Source organism: Kitasatospora sp. NPDC101155 (assembly GCF_044768305.1).
Lineage (GTDB): Bacteria > Actinomycetota > Actinomycetes > Streptomycetales > Streptomycetaceae > Kitasatospora.
Window position 1 is genome coordinate 40,629 of the sequence record NZ_JBIWPN010000047.1, and the last position, 13,549, is coordinate 54,177.

A 13,549-nucleotide genomic window follows, 5' to 3' on the forward strand; every position below is an offset into this window, starting at 1 on the left:
CGCATGTCCGCAGACACGATGCGCGCGGTGGTCCAGGACGCTTTCGGCGGCCCGGAGGTGCTGCGGGTCCAGCAGGTGCCCCGCCCCGAGCCGCTGCCCACCGAGGTGCTGGTGAGGGTGCACGCCGCCGGTATCAACCCGGTGGACTGGAAGACCCGCGGCGGAACGGGCATGGCCGGCCTGCTGGGTGAGCCGCCGTTCACCCTCGGCTGGGACGTGTCCGGTGTGGTGGAGGAGGTCGGCTTCGGCGTCACCACGCTGAAGGTCAGCGACGGGGTCTACGGCATGCCCTGGTTCCCCCGCGTCGCGAACGCCTACGCCGAGTACGTGACCGCCCCGGCCCGGCAGTGGGCACGCAAGCCGGCCACCCTCGACCACGTGCACGCCGCCGCCGTGCCGCTGGCGGCGCTGACCGCCTGGCAGGCCCTGGTCGACACCGCCCACGTTCAGGCCGGCCAGCGCGTCCTGATCACCGCCGCCGCCGGCGGGGTCGGCCACTTCGCCGTCCAGTTCGCCCACCACCTGGGCGCCCACGTGATCGCCACCGCCGGCGCCGCCCGCCACCCCTGGCTCAAGGAGCTCGGCGCCGACGAGACCATCGACTACACCACCACCCGCTTCGAGGACGCCACCGCCGACGTCGACGTCGTCATCGACCTGGTGGGCGATGCCCATGACCGGACCAGCACCCGCTCGCTGAAGGTGCTGCGTCCCGGCGGCCTGCTGGTCGCGATCCCGGCCGGGGTCTCCCCGGAGCTGGCCCAGGCCGCCGAGGCGGCCGGCGTGCGGGTCACCCCGTTCCTGGTCGAGCCGGACGGCGCGGCGCTGACGACGATCGCCGGGCTGATCGACGCCGGGAAGGTCGCCGTCGAAGTGGAGGAGACCTTCCCGCTGGAGCGGGCCGGCGCGGCCCACGCCCGCGGGGAGGCCGGCCGCACCCGCGGCAAGCTCGTCCTCACTGTCGCCAACTGACCATCCCGGCAAATGTTCTGGAGTGACACCGTGTACTACGAGATCCGCCGATACCAGGCGCAGCCCGGACGCCGGGAGGAGTGGGTGCGCTACATGGAGGACGTGGTCATCCCGTTCCAGGCCTCGCTGGGCATGGACGTGACCGCCTCCTTCGTCGATGCCCAGGACGAGGACGGCTACGTATGGATCCGCCGCTTCGAGGACGAGGCCCAGAGCGAGGCCCTGTACGCGGCGGTCTACCAGCACGACCGCTGGAAGAACGAGATCGGCCCGGTCGTCCACGGCCTGCTGATCCCCGAGAGGTCCGTCGTCACCCGCGTCACTCCCACCCCGGCCTCGCCGCTGCGGTGACCCCCGAGCGCTGCGCGCCGCCGCACGGCACAGCAATGAAGGAAGCTTCATGAACACTGACACGCTCCAGAAGTCGGCCCCCGCCGCCACGATCACTCAGGCCGCCGCCGGTGCCCTGATCGCGGCGGTGCACGCGGCCGCCGCCCGGATCGGCTTCACGGCCGCCGTCGCCGTCACCGACCAGGGCGGCCACCTCCAGGCCTTCGACCGCGCCGACGGCGTACCCTTCCTCACCGCCGAGGTCGCGCTCGACAAGGCCTGGACCGCAGCCTCCTTCCACACGTCCACCCACGCGTGGAACGACTACCTGGCCAACCCGCGGATCGCACCGCTGGCCGGCCATCCACGCCTGATGGCGGTCGGCGGGGGATGCCCGATCATGGACCACGGCCGGTGTGTCGGGGGACTCGGCATCTCCGGCGGCAGCTACGAGCAGGACCAGCAGGCAGCCGAGGAGGCCCTGACCGCCCTCGGGTTCGAGCCGGTCGGACGCCTGAACCTGCCCGGCGTCGATCCACGCGAGGTGGCCGTCGCCACCGGTAACGCCGGGACCAGCCTCCTGCCCGACATCCCGCCCACACCCCGGTGAAGCGGAAATGCGGCTGTCGCGCCCGGCTCGGACCCGACGGCACCTCGAACGAGTTCCGGAACCTGGAACCTGCGCAGGTCAGAGCCTCGTCTCAGGCTCGGCGGCTTGGGCGCCGCCGGGCGACGAGGGCGGCGATGTCGTCGTCGAGCTCGCCTCCGCTGTAGGCGATCAGGTCGCGGTGGAGGTGGTCGAGGAGCTGGTGGGGCGCCTCGCCGCTCCACGAGCGGACGCGTTCGGCGAGGGGGTAGAAGGCGCCGGAGCGGTCGCGGGTCTCGGTGACCCCGTCGGTGTACAGCAGGAGCTGGTCTCCTGGACGGAAAGGGGCGAGATCGACGTGGTAGCCGTTGCTCACCAGCATGCCCAGGTTGAGCGGCGGCGAGGGGGCGGCGGGCTGCAGCTTCCGGACCCCGCCGCGGTGCAGCAGCAGTGGGGGCGGGTGGCCGCAGGTGACGGTCCGGACGACCAGTTCGTCGTCCGGGATCTCGACAAGGAGCGCGGTGATGAAACGTTCAGCGATCTCCGAGCCCGGGACTCCCGGGTACTGGGAGGCGTGGCGGCTCATGCTCGTTTCCAGGCGGTGCGCGAGCTGGGGCAGGTCGGGCGCGTCGTGGGCGGCCTCGCGGAAGGCGCTGAGTAGCGCCGCGGCCGTCTGCACCGCGAGCAGGCCCTTGCCGCGTACGTCGCCGATGAGCAGCCGTACGTCGTGCGGGGTGCGTATCGCCTCGTACAGGTCGCCACCGATCCGCGCCTCCGCCGCGGCGGCCAGGTAGAGGCTCTCCAGCGTGACGTGCCCGAGGTGGCGTGGTACCGGATGCAGCACCGCGAGCTGGGCGGCCTCAGCCACCGAGCGGACCTGAATCAGCTGGTGGGCGCGTCGGCCCAGCAGGCGGTTGAGGAAGACGGCGAATGCCGCGATCGCGGTGAGGGAGGCCAGCTCGGAGTAGGCGGTCGCATCCTGCAGCGCATGGAAGTCCACCATGAGGCCGACGAAGATGGCGCACGCGCCCACTCCGGTGAGCACGGTTCCCCACAGGGGCAGCAGCGCGGCGGCAGCAACCATGGCTGTGGCGAGGAAGGCGTCCGGCCTGACATCGCGGGGCGTGAAGAGGCCGATGAGCAGGCCGATGAACAGCAGCAGAGCAGGCAGCATGCGCAGCAACCTGGCCCGCGCACCAGAGCTGTGCGGGACTCCGCGTTTCTCACCGCGTTCCTCAGGAGACCTCGCCACCGTGCCGCTCCCCGGTGTCACGCAGATCGATCGACAGCCTGGGCCCGGAAGCCAGGCCTCCGATTTGGGTCATTTTATCGCCGTTCGCCCGTAGCCCACGAGCCAACCGCTTCTCGCCGTCACCCGTCTTCCGTGTCGACATCCGCGACCTCGTCGACCTCGCCCTCGGCCACAGCACCATCCGCGACCGCTTCACCGGAACCGCGGTCCTGCCTCTGCCGGCTGCTCGCGACCTCGGCCACGTCGCGGCATCCAGACGATCACGCCGTCGTCGGCGACGGCCACCCGCGGGGAGACCGTACGGTATGCCCAGCCGGCCGGCGAGTCGACTGCCGGAGAGCGCTCAGCGGGCGCTGCGAAGCAGCCGCTGCATTGGCCCGGGGCGGGCGTGGCCGCCCTGTGTGGCCAGCCGCCGGCCGTTCCTCCGCTCGACGCCGGACGGCAGTCCGAGCGCGGAGGCTCGGTACGCGGTACGCGGCTCCACGCGCCGTTGATCATCTGCCGATGGTCCCGCCACCTGCCGCAACGCCCGTCGCTCACCGGCAGGAGCGGCTCCGGCCGGGCCCACTCCACGTCCGTCGGATCACCGCGACCGGTCATGCCAGACAAACGATCCGATGATCGGGGGCGCGGCCTAGCCGATCGCGATGACGGGGTGGTCGGCGGGGTCGATCCACTGCATCGTCCGGGCCATGAAGGCGGCGGGGACAGCGACGCAGCCGGCGGTGGCGCCGGCTTGGGGGCCGAGGTCGTGGAGGAAGATGCCGGCGCCGCGGCCCTTCACCACGGGGGAGGTGTTGAAGTCGATGACCAGGACGTTGTCGTACTGGACGGGGTAGTTGATGAGGTGTTCGCTGCCGAGGGGGCCCTGTTCGGTGAGGTGGAAGCCGCCCTCGGCGTCGGTACGCATGCGGTTGTAGTAGGCAGAGGAGGGGTCCTGGACCCACCAGTCGTGCGTGGTGACGTGGTGGTAGGGCATCTTCGTGCCCAGGTCCTGGGAGATGCCGAAGGCCTGGGTGATGGCGTAGGTGCCGGTCGGTGTGGTCCCGGTCCCCTGGACGCGGCTGAGGCCGTCGTGCACGCCGCCGGACCCGATGCGCGCGTCGGTGGTGGAGTCGAGGGACCGCCAGACGCCGTCCTGGCGAACCCACAGGGTCACGGTGGCGCGGGTGCCGTCCGCCTTGACCGTGATCACCTGCTCGGCCTGGCCGGCTGCCACCGGTACGGGGAACGGGCCGCCGTCGGCCCGTGCCCTTGGGGCGGGGCCTGCACCGGTCAGTGTGACGGCGACACCGAGCGCGAGGGCCACGCTCACGCAACGGAGTGCCGAGCCGCGGCGGTCGGCGGGGAGGGGCCGGGAGACGGCCATGGAGGGGCCCTTCTGGTGTGGACGACACGGGCGAAGCGGCGGTACGGCCCGCGGTGGGCGAAGACGGAGGTTCCATCGCATGCCATCGGGTCGTGCTTTGGTCGGCCGTCCCCACCCGGGGTCCCGACCACGCCAGGGCCATGATCGGCTCGCCGGGGCAGCCGCGCCAGCACCGACACCGCCGGGCTGTGGACGCGGTGGAGGGGTGGACGGCACCGCACGCCGACGGGCCGGGAGTGTCTGCAGTGCCGAGACGAAGGCAAGCCGGATCGTTTCCCGCCCCGCCGCCCCTGCCTGATCCCGGACGCCGCCCGCCCCGGTCGCAAGATCATTGACCGTACAGCTCCGCCCCCCGCCTCGGAGGCTGCCCGGGCAACGGCGCGTCCGGCCCGGGTGGCCGGGGCTCCACGGGCGGGACACAATCGTCGGGGCGGCGCGTGACCCGCCACGCCGCCGGTGGGGCGGGGTACTCGACCGGGAGGCGACTGTGGCCGGTGTGACCAGCACCGATCTTCTCGTGGACGCGTTCGACCGGATCCGCGAAACGGTCGCCGACGTGGTCGACGGCCTGACCCCCGAGCAGCTGGCTTTCCGGGTGCAGGACTCGGCCAACTCGATCGCCTGGCTGGTCTGGCACCTCACCCGGGTGCAGGACGACCACCTCGCCGACGCGGCCGACCGTGAACAGGTGTGGACCGCCGACGGCTGGGAGGGCCGGTTCGCCCTGCCGTTCGCCGCGTCGTCCACCGGCTACGGGCACCGACCCGCACAGGTCGCCAAGGTCACTGCCACCGCCGACCTCCTCGTGGGCTACCACGAGGCCGTCCACGCACGGACCGTCGACTACGTGCGCGGCCTCGACAACCGGTCCCTCGCCCGGATCGTCGACGAGTCGTGGCAGCCCCCGGTCACCCTGGGGGTGCGTCTGATCAGTGTGATCGCCGACGACCTCCAGCACGTCGGCCAGGCGGCCTATGTACGAGGCCTGCTGGCCCGGCGCTGACGGTCCGCGACCCAAGGCGGGGCAGGGCACGGGATGGCCCGCCCGACAGCCGGAGGAGCCCGCGGCGGTCATCGGCGTGTCGGCCTGCCTACCAGCAGGCTCAACACTGCTGCTGTGATTCGACGAAGACGTGGTGGCGCCCGGGTCATGCCGACTCCTTCGAAGGGTGGGGAGGGAAGGTCGATATGGGCATTGGTCAACGACGTCGCGCGGAGTCGCGACCAGTGCGGTGTTCCTCCACGAGGACGACGTCGAGCCGTCGTGGGCCGTGCACACCCTCCACTCGGTCGAGCTCGATGTCGCTGGTTGCGGAGGGGCCGGAGATCCACGTCTGTGGGCGGCGGGGGTCCAGTCGGGGCAGGGCGTGGGGCAGGGAGGCCACGATCTGGTCGGCGTGGACGACGCAGATGTGGTGGTCGGGGACGAGGGTCAGGGCGCGGCGCCCCTGGGCCCTGCCGGTGTCCAGCACGATGGTGCCCGTTTCGGCGACGGCAAGCGCGCAGCCCGTCAAGGCGGTGTCGACGGAGTCGAGATGGGTAGCCGTCAGGCCCTGGCTGTCGGTGATCAGGTGGGCTCCTCCGATGTCCGACAGCCACTCGGCAGGCAGGTCGACCGGGACGGCGAGCGAGCGGCTGCCCCGTTCCCGGAGCAGGCGGCCGATCAGGCTCGCCAGACCGGGTGTGGGAGCACGGTGGACGACCGCCCGGTAGTCGGCCAGGTTCTCGGCCAGCACGGTGGCCAGTGTCCCGAGGTCCTCGGCGACGTGCGCCGCGAGGTAGTCGCGACGCGCCTCGGGCTCCTCCGGCTCGGCCGGTGGGGCGGCCAGTGCGCTGCGGATCCTGGCGAGGACGAGTTCGCGGGAGCCGCTCATCGTGGGTCGTTCCCCTCTTCGCGGGTCGCCTTCCACCAGTCACGGAAGGTCTGTTCGGGCATCTCGGGCAGGTCCCGGGTGTCGCTCCAGGCCTTGGCCGGGCCGGGGACCGGCAGTCGGCGGGGGTGGAGTCGGCGTGTGCGCGCGGCGGCCCGGACGGCGGCCGAGTACGCCGCCGGGTGGTCCAGCAGCCAGGTCGCCGCCTTGACGGCGGCCCGCCCCGGTGGCGAGCGCGTTGCGCACCTTGTCGGCGCGGTTTCGTGCTTCCGATCGCCCTGCCCCAGGCGACTCGGGCGGCGGTGCGGCGCCGGAGCGACGGACTGCTGCGCCTGTCCAGCGCCCAGGTGGACGGGCCGGTGGTCGAGCTGCGGATCGATGACCTGGCCCCCGGACGGGTCGAGGGCTGGGCGAAGTACCCTGCCGGAGTGGCCTGGGCGCTGCGGCAGGTCGGCCACACCCTCGGCGGCGCCGACATCCCCCTGTCCAGCGACGTGCCCACCGGAGCCGGGCTCTCCTCCTCCGCTGCGCTGGAGTGCGTGGTCGCCGCCGAGCTCAACGACCTGGAGACGCTGGCGCTTTTGCCCAGAGAGCTGGCCCTGCTTGCCCAGCGTGCTGAGAACGAGTTCGTCGGCGTGCCGTGCGGAGCGATGGACCAGCTGGCTTCCGTGTGCTGTGTGGAGGGCCATGCCCTCCTGCTCGACACGCGTGAACTGGCAATGCGCCAGATACCCTTCGATCCGGACGGGCAAGGCAAGCGGCTGCTCGTCATCGACACCCGGACGAAGCACGACCTCGCCGACGGCGCGTACGCCGAACTGCGCGCCGGCTGCGAGCACGCCGCGGAACTGCTCGGGCTGCGCGCCCTTCGGGACCTCTCAACCGCGGACCTGGGAGCGTCGTTGGAACGGCTCCCGGCCGAACTGCGCCCGCTGGTGCGGCACGTGGTCACAGAGAACGCCCGTGTCCAGGAGGCCGTCGCACTGCTCGACGCGGGCGACCTGGCGGCGCTCGGGCCCGTCCTCACCGCCGGGCGCGCCTCGCTGCGCGACCACTACCGGGTCTCCTGCCCGGAGACCGATCTCGCGGTGGACACGGCCGTCGCGGCCGGCGCCCACGGCGCCCGGATGACTGGCGGCGGCTTCGGCGGGTCGGTCATCGCCCTGGTCGACGCCGCCGTCGTCGACGAGGTCACCATCGCCGTCACAGCGGCGTTCCGGCTCCTCGGGTACCCGATTCCGCGCACCTTCCTCGCCAGGCCCTGGGGCGGCGCCCGCCGACTGGGGTAGCACCTGGCCGGCCGCACCGCGGCCGGGTCTGCCGGCAGGCCGATCCCGCCAGCCGCTGACCACGTCGAGGGTGAGACCACCGGAGCCGGTGGCGGTCGACGGGCCTGGTCCGCGGCCCGGAATCGCGGTTGTCGACCAGATCACTCCGTTACGGTCAGGCACTCGGCGAGCAGGTCGACGACGTCGCGCCAAGCTCGCTGCGCGTGCCGTGGGTGGTAGCCGACGCCGGGGACCACGGGGTGGTCGACCGGCGGGTGGTGGAAGGCGTGCAAGGCGCCGCCGTAGACCACGAGGCGCCAGTCGACGCCCGCGGCCTGCATCTCGGCGGTGAACGCGCCCCGTTGCGCGGGCGGCATGATCGGGTCTTCCGACCCGACCCCGGCCCACACCGGGCAGCGAATGCGCGCCGCCTCGCCTGGTCGGCCCGTGGTCAGCGCGTTGACTGTCCCGATCGCGCGCAGGTTGACGCCGTCGCGCCCGAGTTCCAGCCCGACGGCGCCCCCGGTGCCGTAGCCGACGGCGGCGATCCGGTCGGGGTCGGTCCGCGGCTCGGCGCGCAACACGTCGAGCGCCGCGTGACCGATGCCCCGCATCCGGTCGGGGTTGGCGAGCAGCGGCATGCAACGGGCCAGCATCTCCTCGGGGTCACCCAAATAGCGCCCGCCGTGAAGGTCGAAGGCCAGCGCTACGTATCCCAGCTCGGCGAGAGCATCGGCCCGGCGGCGCTCGACGTCGCTGAGCCCCATGCCCTCTGGCCCGAGCAGCACCGCGGGCCGGCGATCGACTCCGGCCGGGAGTGCGAGGTGCCCGATCATCGTCAGACCGTCGGCCGGGTACTCGACCGTGCGCGTTGTAATCGTCGTCATGCGACTGGACTGTAGTGATCGTCGAGTCCCAACCGGGTGCAGGCGAAGGCCGAGCGGGCCGGCGGAAAGGGCGTCAACGTCGCCCGGGTGCTACACGCGCTCGGTCGCGAGGCCGTGGTCACCGGCTTCGCCGGAGGAACCGCGGGCGCGACGCTGCGGCGCGAGCTCGCCACCGCCCGCCTGCCCGAACGCCTGCTGCCGATCGCCGGGGAGACCCGCCGCACGGTGGCGGTGGTGGACGAGAGCGTCGGGGACACCACGATCCTGCTCGAACCGGGCCCGGCGGTCTCGAAACCGAGGACTGGGTCCGGTTGCTCGACCATCTCGACCATCTCGACCGCCTCCTGCCCCAGGCGTCGGCGGCGGTGTTCTCCAGCAGCCTGCCGCTGGGCGCGCGCGAGGACGCGTACGGCCAACTGGTCCGGCTGGTTGTCCGGCACCGGGTCCGTCGAGGTCTTGGGTGCGCTGGTCACATAGTCCCTTTCGTAGAGGGGGAACGCGGTGGTCGGGCGCCAGTGCCGTCAGGGTTCGACGTAGCCGTGGGGCGACCGGTGCGGCCCGGGCGGGAGCCGGTCACGTCTCGACGAGCTGCCGTTGTCCGGAGGCGGGGTCGAATCCGTGGGTGGAGAACGCGGGCCCGCCGGCGAGGTACGCCTCCACCGCAGCCTTGGAGGTCGGAAACATCGGGCTGGGCAGGACGTCGGCGGCGGGGTGCCAGCGCACCTCCAGGTGCTTGTCCGGCTCGACGTTGACCAGCTCGCCCGTGAACTTGCTGGTGGCGAAGACGAACAGCACGAACCCGCCGCGCCCGTCCCAGCCCTCCTTGACCTGGATGGTGTGCACCAAGCGCAGGTCGCACGGCCGGGCGATGAGCCCGGCTTCCTCACGCAGCTCCCGGGCGGCAGCCTCGGGGATCTCCTCCCCGGGGTCGACCTTCCCCCCGGGGATCGTCCATGCGGGCCCCGGTGTCCAACTGCGCTGCGCGTAATGAACGGTGGCGATCCGGTCGGTGTCCAGGTCGTGGGCGATGACGCAGACCGACAGCCTGCTTGTCTCGTGCATCAGGGTGCTCCTCGTTGAAGGGGAAGGCGGAGTCGCGGGGGTTAGCCGGTCCATCCTGGTGAGGTGGAACGCAGCGCCATGAAGCCGTCGACGGGCTCGAAGCCGAGGCTGCGGTAGAGCGGGGCGCCGGCGTCGGTGGCACGCAGTTCGATGGAACAGCCACGCTGCTTGATCGCGGCGACCAGCGTGCTGGTGACAGCGCGGGCCAGGCCCTGGCGGCGGTGGCCGGGGTCGGTGACGACCGGATGGATCCTGGACCACTGCCCGGTCGGGTACGTGGGGCCGCAGTAGCCGTGGTAGACGATGCCGATTGCGCAGGCGGCGAGGCTGCCGCCGGGGGCGTCGGCGACGTAGGCGAGCAGGTTGGGGTCGGTGCCCAGGCGTTGGTGCATGTCGTCGCGGAAGGTTGCCCGCCACTGGTCGGTGACCGGTTCGCCGGTCAGCACGGTGACGCGCAGCCGAAGCAGCTCGTCGGCGTCCTGCGGCGTGGCAGGGCGTACACGCGGATCGGGTGCGGACACTCCGGTTCTCCTCGTCAACGGGTGGAGCGGGTCAATGGCGCGGACACGGCGGTCGAGCAAGTGCTTCTAGCTGTCGCGCGCGGGCAACTCAGAGAGCGCGGTCTCGCGCATGATGCGGTCGACCGTGTCGCGGAGGGTGCTGTCGCTGCCGATGACGGTCTCGATGCCGCCCGGGAGAACGTCTTGCTCGCGGTACCAGTCGCGCAGTTCCCGCTCGGTGACGGCCGCCAGGTACTCACGATCGGCCTTCGAGGCGTGCCGGATCACCGTCTCGTCGATCGGGATGTCGAGGTAGTAGCAGCGGGTGACACCGCGGTGGTCGCCCACCAGGCGTTGGAGCATCTCGCCGTAGTGATCGGCGTACAGGATGCCTTCGATGACGACGTGATAGCCGGCGTCCAGCGCGTAACGTGCCACGGTGTCGATCAGGCCGATGTTCGCGCCGCCGGGTCGGTCCCGCTCGCGGAGCACGACGCGGCGGAGGTTGTCCTGCGCGACCACGGCAAGGCCCCGACCGAACCGGTCCCGGATGCCCGCCGCCACCGACGACTTGCCCGACGCCGAGTTCCCTCGAACGACCACGAGCCGGGTCTCCGCGCTCCCCGCAGGCGCCCCGGCTGCCGGGAGCCCCGGGTGGCTCGTGGTGCTCACGCCGGCCATCCGACGACGGACAGCGGGCGACCGGCGGTGATCTGCGCGAGCGCGTCGGCGGTGTAGCTGACAATCGGCTCCGGAAGCCCGTCCAGCGGCCAGAAGCGGAGGGCGGCGCACTTGTCCGGTTCGCGGTTGGTGATCTCGCCGGTGTATACGCGGGGGGAGAAGAACAGCTGGAGGCGTCCGGCACCGTCGTCGGCATCGAGGTGGTGGAGGGTGTGCACCAGGTCGAGGTCCTCCTCCCGGATGGTGATGCCGAGTTCCTCGTCGGCCTCGCGGGCCATGCCGACCAGGACGGACTCTCCCGCTTCGAGGTGGCCGGCTGGAGCGTGCCAGTGCTGGGCGGCGAAGGTGGTGTTGGCGCGCCGTCCGAGCAGCACCCGGCCGTTCTCGATCAGGATCAGGTGGACTCCGACAACCAGCGTGTGCGGCACGGGACGTCTCTTTCCAGGGGCGGGAGGGAACCGGTGTGGGGGTAGGCGGTTCAGGGCATGGCGAAGCTGCGATCAAACTGGTGATCGTTTGTCGTACGTGAGTGCGTGGGCAGGTGTCCCACCGTAGGCGGCTCGGCGGGGTCCGCGTCGGCGTGTCGCGGCAGAAGCCACACGATCTGGTGAACGGCCTCAACTCGTCATACTGGTAAGGCGGTTACTGGTTGAACAGGGCAGTGTGACACGGTGCACTGACATTGATCGCGCCATGCTCGGCGGGAGGTGGGAGGTGGGAGGTGGGAGGTGGGAGGTGGGAGGCGGGAGGCGGGAGGTCACGGTCGCGCCGGGGAGCCGACTGGGCGAGGCGGGATGACGGGCCGGTGGCCGTTCTGGGCGAGGCCGACGGCCAGGGCGGCCGTCGCGCGTTCGATCCCGGCTGGGGCGTCAGGGGTCCAGGAGACGAGGACCAGCAGGACGGCCCGGGAAGAGGCGGCGCGGTTGATCGCCGCGCCGTCGTCGAGCCGGCCGCGCAGCACGTCGGTGACGGCGGCGAAGGTCGCTCCGGCCGGCGATGTCGTCGACGAGAAGCACCATCCCGGCCAGGCGCTCGGGAAACGTGTCCGTGAGCAGGACCTCGACGTCGCCGGTGGCCTGCTGCCACGCGGCGTCGCCCTCGTTGTGCCGGGCGGTGACGGTGTGGAAGGGCACCTTGAGGTAATCGGCCATGAGGCTGGCCGGTTTGATCCCGCCGGAGGCGATGCCGATCACACAGGTGACCTCCGGGTCGGTCCCGACGACGGACTGGGCGATCATCCGGGCCGCGTCGAAGCACTGGTAGTGCGCCGGGGCGAACGGGACGTGCCGCGCCAAGAGCGAGGATTTCGCCGCGGCGCATGCCGGTGCCGAGCATGACCTCGAACAGGTCGGGCAGCTGGTCGGCGTACTGCTCAGCGTCGTGGCGCAGGAACGTCCCGGCCTGGTCTGGGGTCCCAGCAGGTGCGCTCTGCCGCGGGGCTTGGGCGGCACGGAGTGCTTGGCCTGGTCGGTTGCGGGGGCCCGGCCAAGCGGCGGGGTGAAGGTCTTCCCGTTCTGCGGCTGGGCGTAGTCCATCGGCACTGCCGGGCTGGCGCACTGGAGGTCGGCCGCGGGCTGTCCAGGCGGGCCGCTGCTGGTGGAACGTCCGAGTGTGGCTGGTCGGTCTACTCGGTTGCCTTCGGCGGGGGCTGGGTGCCCGGGGTGGTCGCGGCCTGGTCGGGGCGCTGGTCGCAGCCGGCGAGCGCGGCCACCGTCGCCGCGGCGACGGCCAGCGCGGCGAGCTGGCGCAGGCTGGGACGCTGCCCGGAACGGGTCTGCGGGATACGGGTGTTGTCGGTGCGGTGAGTGAATCGGCGCATGACTGTGAGGTCGTTTCTGGTCGGGTGGTCGGTACGGACCGACCATGGCGTAGGTGTCCTGAGGATTCGATGAGGGCGGCCGCGCGGAGTGCGGCTCAGTGCTGCAGGGCAGCTTCGGCCGCGATCACGTCGTGGAGCAGCCGGGCGAGCCGGGTCTCGTTGAGCCGGTGCGCCGGGTCGCGGACGAGCAGGGCGTCGATGACCGCGGCGAGGGGGTTCTGGAACGGGTGGTCCTGGATGCAGGCGTGGAGCAGCATGCCCAGGGCCCACAGGTCGGAGGCGGGCCCGGCTGCGCCGCCGTCCAACCGTTCCGGCGCCACGTTCCTTGGCTCGATGCCGAGTTCGGTAGGGGTGCTGAGGGTGGCGAGGTCGAAGCCGGTGAGTACGGCGGTTCCGTCCGGGCGGATCAGGACGTTGCCCGGTTCGACGTCCCGGTGCAGGACGCCGGCCGCGTGCGAGGCCTGAAGGGCCGCGAGCACGTCGAGGCCGACGTGGGCGGCGGCCGCGGGGGAGAGTGGGCAGTGCTCGACGATGTTTCGGAGGGATTCCCCGATGATCAGGTCCATGACCAGCCAGGGGTCCGGCCGGTGGTTCAGGACTTCGCGGACAGTGGCGAGGTTGGGGTGCTCGATCCGGGCCAGGCCGCGTGCTTCGCGGAGCAGCCGTTGGCGTGCCGGATCGGTGGGGCCGGGGCCGGACGAAGTGGGGGAGCGCAGTTCCTTGAGGGTCACGCCGCGCTCCAGGGCCAGGTCGTGGGCCTTCCACACCGTCCCGGCGGCGTTGAGCCGTTTCAGGAGCGTGAATCGTCCGGCCACGAGATCCCCGGCGGCGTTTGCGTTGTCCTCGGTCATGAACCCGTCCCTGCCGTGTCCTGCGATCCCCGTGGGCGGGGATCGCAGGACACCCACGTGTCGACTTCCTGGGGAAGCGTGCCCGGGGCGACCTGAGGATT

The 13,549-nt window shown here is 71.9% G+C and carries 19 protein-coding genes; 6 read left to right on the top strand and 13 right to left on the bottom strand.

What is annotated here, in order from left to right; all coding sequences use genetic code 11:
* The first annotated feature begins 3 nt into the window (after positions 1-3).
* From ACIRYZ_RS38150 to ACIRYZ_RS38160, 3 genes are read left to right on the top strand one after another with little or no spacing between them, the layout of a single operon-like run.
* Complete coding sequence (locus ACIRYZ_RS38150) at positions 4-972, top strand: NADP-dependent oxidoreductase (RefSeq protein ID WP_402953110.1); 969 nt, start codon at positions 4-6, stop codon at positions 970-972.
* Positions 973-984: 12 nt separating this feature from the next.
* Positions 985-1,323 (top strand): NIPSNAP family protein, encoded by a 339-nt coding sequence (locus tag ACIRYZ_RS38155; RefSeq protein WP_402953111.1) that lies wholly within the window; start codon positions 985-987, stop codon positions 1,321-1,323.
* 49 nt (positions 1,324-1,372) lie between these two features.
* Positions 1,373-1,912 (top strand): heme-binding protein, encoded by a 540-nt coding sequence (locus ACIRYZ_RS38160; RefSeq protein ID WP_402953112.1) that lies wholly within the window; start codon positions 1,373-1,375, stop codon positions 1,910-1,912.
* Positions 1,913-2,003: 91 nt separating this feature from the next.
* Here ACIRYZ_RS38160 and ACIRYZ_RS38165 read toward each other — a convergent pair whose 3' ends face one another.
* The 3 genes from ACIRYZ_RS38165 to ACIRYZ_RS38175 form a co-directional block, all read right to left on the bottom strand.
* Positions 2,004-3,062, bottom strand: coding sequence for a PP2C family protein-serine/threonine phosphatase (locus ACIRYZ_RS38165; protein ID WP_402953114.1), 1,059 nt, complete (start codon positions 3,060-3,062; stop codon positions 2,004-2,006).
* 197 nt (positions 3,063-3,259) lie between these two features.
* Positions 3,260-3,382: a hypothetical protein gene (locus tag ACIRYZ_RS38170; protein WP_402953116.1), complete on the bottom strand. Its 123-nt coding sequence runs from the start codon at positions 3,380-3,382 to the stop codon at positions 3,260-3,262.
* Between the two features lie 392 nt (positions 3,383-3,774).
* Positions 3,775-4,455 carry a L,D-transpeptidase family protein gene (locus ACIRYZ_RS38175; protein WP_402953117.1) on the bottom strand — a complete coding sequence of 227 codons (681 nt, stop codon included), beginning with the start codon at positions 4,453-4,455 and terminating at the stop codon, positions 3,775-3,777.
* Positions 4,456-5,005: 550 nt separating this feature from the next.
* Here ACIRYZ_RS38175 and ACIRYZ_RS38180 point away from each other — a divergent pair.
* Complete coding sequence (locus ACIRYZ_RS38180; protein ID WP_402953119.1) at positions 5,006-5,512, top strand: DUF664 domain-containing protein; 507 nt, start codon at positions 5,006-5,008, stop codon at positions 5,510-5,512.
* Positions 5,513-5,708: 196 nt separating this feature from the next.
* Here the strand turns inward: ACIRYZ_RS38180 and ACIRYZ_RS38185 are convergent, their stop codons facing one another.
* Both ACIRYZ_RS38185 and ACIRYZ_RS38190 read right to left on the bottom strand, forming a co-directional pair.
* Positions 5,709-6,383 carry a lactate utilization protein C gene (locus tag ACIRYZ_RS38185; protein WP_402953121.1) on the bottom strand — a complete coding sequence of 225 codons (675 nt, stop codon included), beginning with the start codon at positions 6,381-6,383 and terminating at the stop codon, positions 5,709-5,711.
* Positions 6,380-6,574: a lactate utilisation protein LutB domain-containing protein gene (locus ACIRYZ_RS38190; protein WP_402953142.1), complete on the bottom strand. Its 195-nt coding sequence runs from the start codon at positions 6,572-6,574 to the stop codon at positions 6,380-6,382. The genes ACIRYZ_RS38185 and ACIRYZ_RS38190 overlap by 4 nt, the downstream gene beginning before the upstream one ends.
* Between ACIRYZ_RS38190 and galK the strand changes: the two genes are divergently transcribed.
* Positions 6,509-7,669: a galactokinase gene (gene galK / locus ACIRYZ_RS38195; RefSeq protein ID WP_402953123.1), complete on the top strand. Its 1,161-nt coding sequence runs from the start codon at positions 6,509-6,511 to the stop codon at positions 7,667-7,669. The two genes, ACIRYZ_RS38190 and galK, sit on opposite strands and share 66 nt — an antisense overlap.
* A 140-nt stretch (positions 7,670-7,809) precedes the next feature.
* On the opposite strand, the gene ACIRYZ_RS38200 is transcribed toward galK, so the two are convergent.
* On the bottom strand, positions 7,810-8,535 hold the full coding sequence (locus ACIRYZ_RS38200) for a dienelactone hydrolase family protein (RefSeq protein WP_402953125.1): 726 nt from the start codon (positions 8,533-8,535) through the stop codon (positions 7,810-7,812).
* Between the two features lie 36 nt (positions 8,536-8,571).
* Here ACIRYZ_RS38200 and ACIRYZ_RS38205 point away from each other — a divergent pair, with 36 nt between their 5' ends.
* Positions 8,572-9,012: a PfkB family carbohydrate kinase gene (locus tag ACIRYZ_RS38205; RefSeq protein ID WP_402953127.1), complete on the top strand. Its 441-nt coding sequence runs from the start codon at positions 8,572-8,574 to the stop codon at positions 9,010-9,012.
* Between the two features lie 96 nt (positions 9,013-9,108).
* Here ACIRYZ_RS38205 and ACIRYZ_RS38210 read toward each other — a convergent pair whose 3' ends face one another.
* From ACIRYZ_RS38210 to ACIRYZ_RS38240, 7 genes are all read right to left on the bottom strand, one after another.
* Complete coding sequence (locus ACIRYZ_RS38210; RefSeq protein ID WP_402953129.1) at positions 9,109-9,597, bottom strand: NUDIX domain-containing protein; 489 nt, start codon at positions 9,595-9,597, stop codon at positions 9,109-9,111.
* 41 nt (positions 9,598-9,638) lie between these two features.
* On the bottom strand, positions 9,639-10,118 hold the full coding sequence (locus tag ACIRYZ_RS38215; RefSeq protein WP_402953131.1) for a GNAT family N-acetyltransferase: 480 nt from the start codon (positions 10,116-10,118) through the stop codon (positions 9,639-9,641).
* A 66-nt stretch (positions 10,119-10,184) separates the two neighbouring features.
* Positions 10,185-10,778 carry an AAA family ATPase gene (locus ACIRYZ_RS38220; RefSeq protein ID WP_402953133.1) on the bottom strand — a complete coding sequence of 198 codons (594 nt, stop codon included), beginning with the start codon at positions 10,776-10,778 and terminating at the stop codon, positions 10,185-10,187.
* Positions 10,766-11,206 (bottom strand): NUDIX domain-containing protein, encoded by a 441-nt coding sequence (locus tag ACIRYZ_RS38225; protein WP_402953134.1) that lies wholly within the window; start codon positions 11,204-11,206, stop codon positions 10,766-10,768. Before ACIRYZ_RS38225 ends, ACIRYZ_RS38220 begins: the two co-directional genes overlap by 13 nt.
* A 441-nt stretch (positions 11,207-11,647) precedes the next feature.
* Positions 11,648-12,073, bottom strand: coding sequence for a phosphoribosyltransferase family protein (locus ACIRYZ_RS38230; RefSeq protein ID WP_402953136.1), 426 nt, complete (start codon positions 12,071-12,073; stop codon positions 11,648-11,650).
* A 329-nt stretch (positions 12,074-12,402) separates the two neighbouring features.
* Positions 12,403-12,597: a hypothetical protein gene (locus ACIRYZ_RS38235; RefSeq protein WP_402953138.1), complete on the bottom strand. Its 195-nt coding sequence runs from the start codon at positions 12,595-12,597 to the stop codon at positions 12,403-12,405.
* 95 nt (positions 12,598-12,692) lie between these two features.
* Positions 12,693-13,448, bottom strand: coding sequence for a serine/threonine-protein kinase (locus ACIRYZ_RS38240; protein WP_402953139.1), 756 nt, complete (start codon positions 13,446-13,448; stop codon positions 12,693-12,695).
* Positions 13,449-13,549: the final 101 nt, after the last annotated feature.

Bases quoted from the DNA above. Each gene is read 5' to 3' on its own strand.
- ACIRYZ_RS38185 (WP_402953121.1), bottom strand. From the start codon at position 6,383: ATGAGCGGCTCCCGCGAACTCGTCCTCGCCAGGATCCGCAGCGCACTG.
- ACIRYZ_RS38235 (WP_402953138.1), bottom strand. From the start codon at position 12,597: ATGCGCCGATTCACTCACCGCACCGACAACACCCGTATCCCGCAGACC.
- ACIRYZ_RS38220 (WP_402953133.1), bottom strand. From the start codon at position 10,778: ATGGCCGGCGTGAGCACCACGAGCCACCCGGGGCTCCCGGCAGCCGGG.
- ACIRYZ_RS38210 (WP_402953129.1), bottom strand. From the start codon at position 9,597: ATGCACGAGACAAGCAGGCTGTCGGTCTGCGTCATCGCCCACGACCTG.
- ACIRYZ_RS38160 (WP_402953112.1), top strand. From the start codon at position 1,373: ATGAACACTGACACGCTCCAGAAGTCGGCCCCCGCCGCCACGATCACT.
- ACIRYZ_RS38200 (WP_402953125.1), bottom strand. From the start codon at position 8,535: ATGACGACGATTACAACGCGCACGGTCGAGTACCCGGCCGACGGTCTG.
- ACIRYZ_RS38155 (WP_402953111.1), top strand. From the start codon at position 985: ATGTTCTGGAGTGACACCGTGTACTACGAGATCCGCCGATACCAGGCG.
- ACIRYZ_RS38150 (WP_402953110.1), top strand. From the start codon at position 4: ATGTCCGCAGACACGATGCGCGCGGTGGTCCAGGACGCTTTCGGCGGC.
- ACIRYZ_RS38240 (WP_402953139.1), bottom strand. From the start codon at position 13,448: ATGACCGAGGACAACGCAAACGCCGCCGGGGATCTCGTGGCCGGACGA.
- ACIRYZ_RS38165 (WP_402953114.1), bottom strand. From the start codon at position 3,062: ATGCTGCCTGCTCTGCTGCTGTTCATCGGCCTGCTCATCGGCCTCTTC.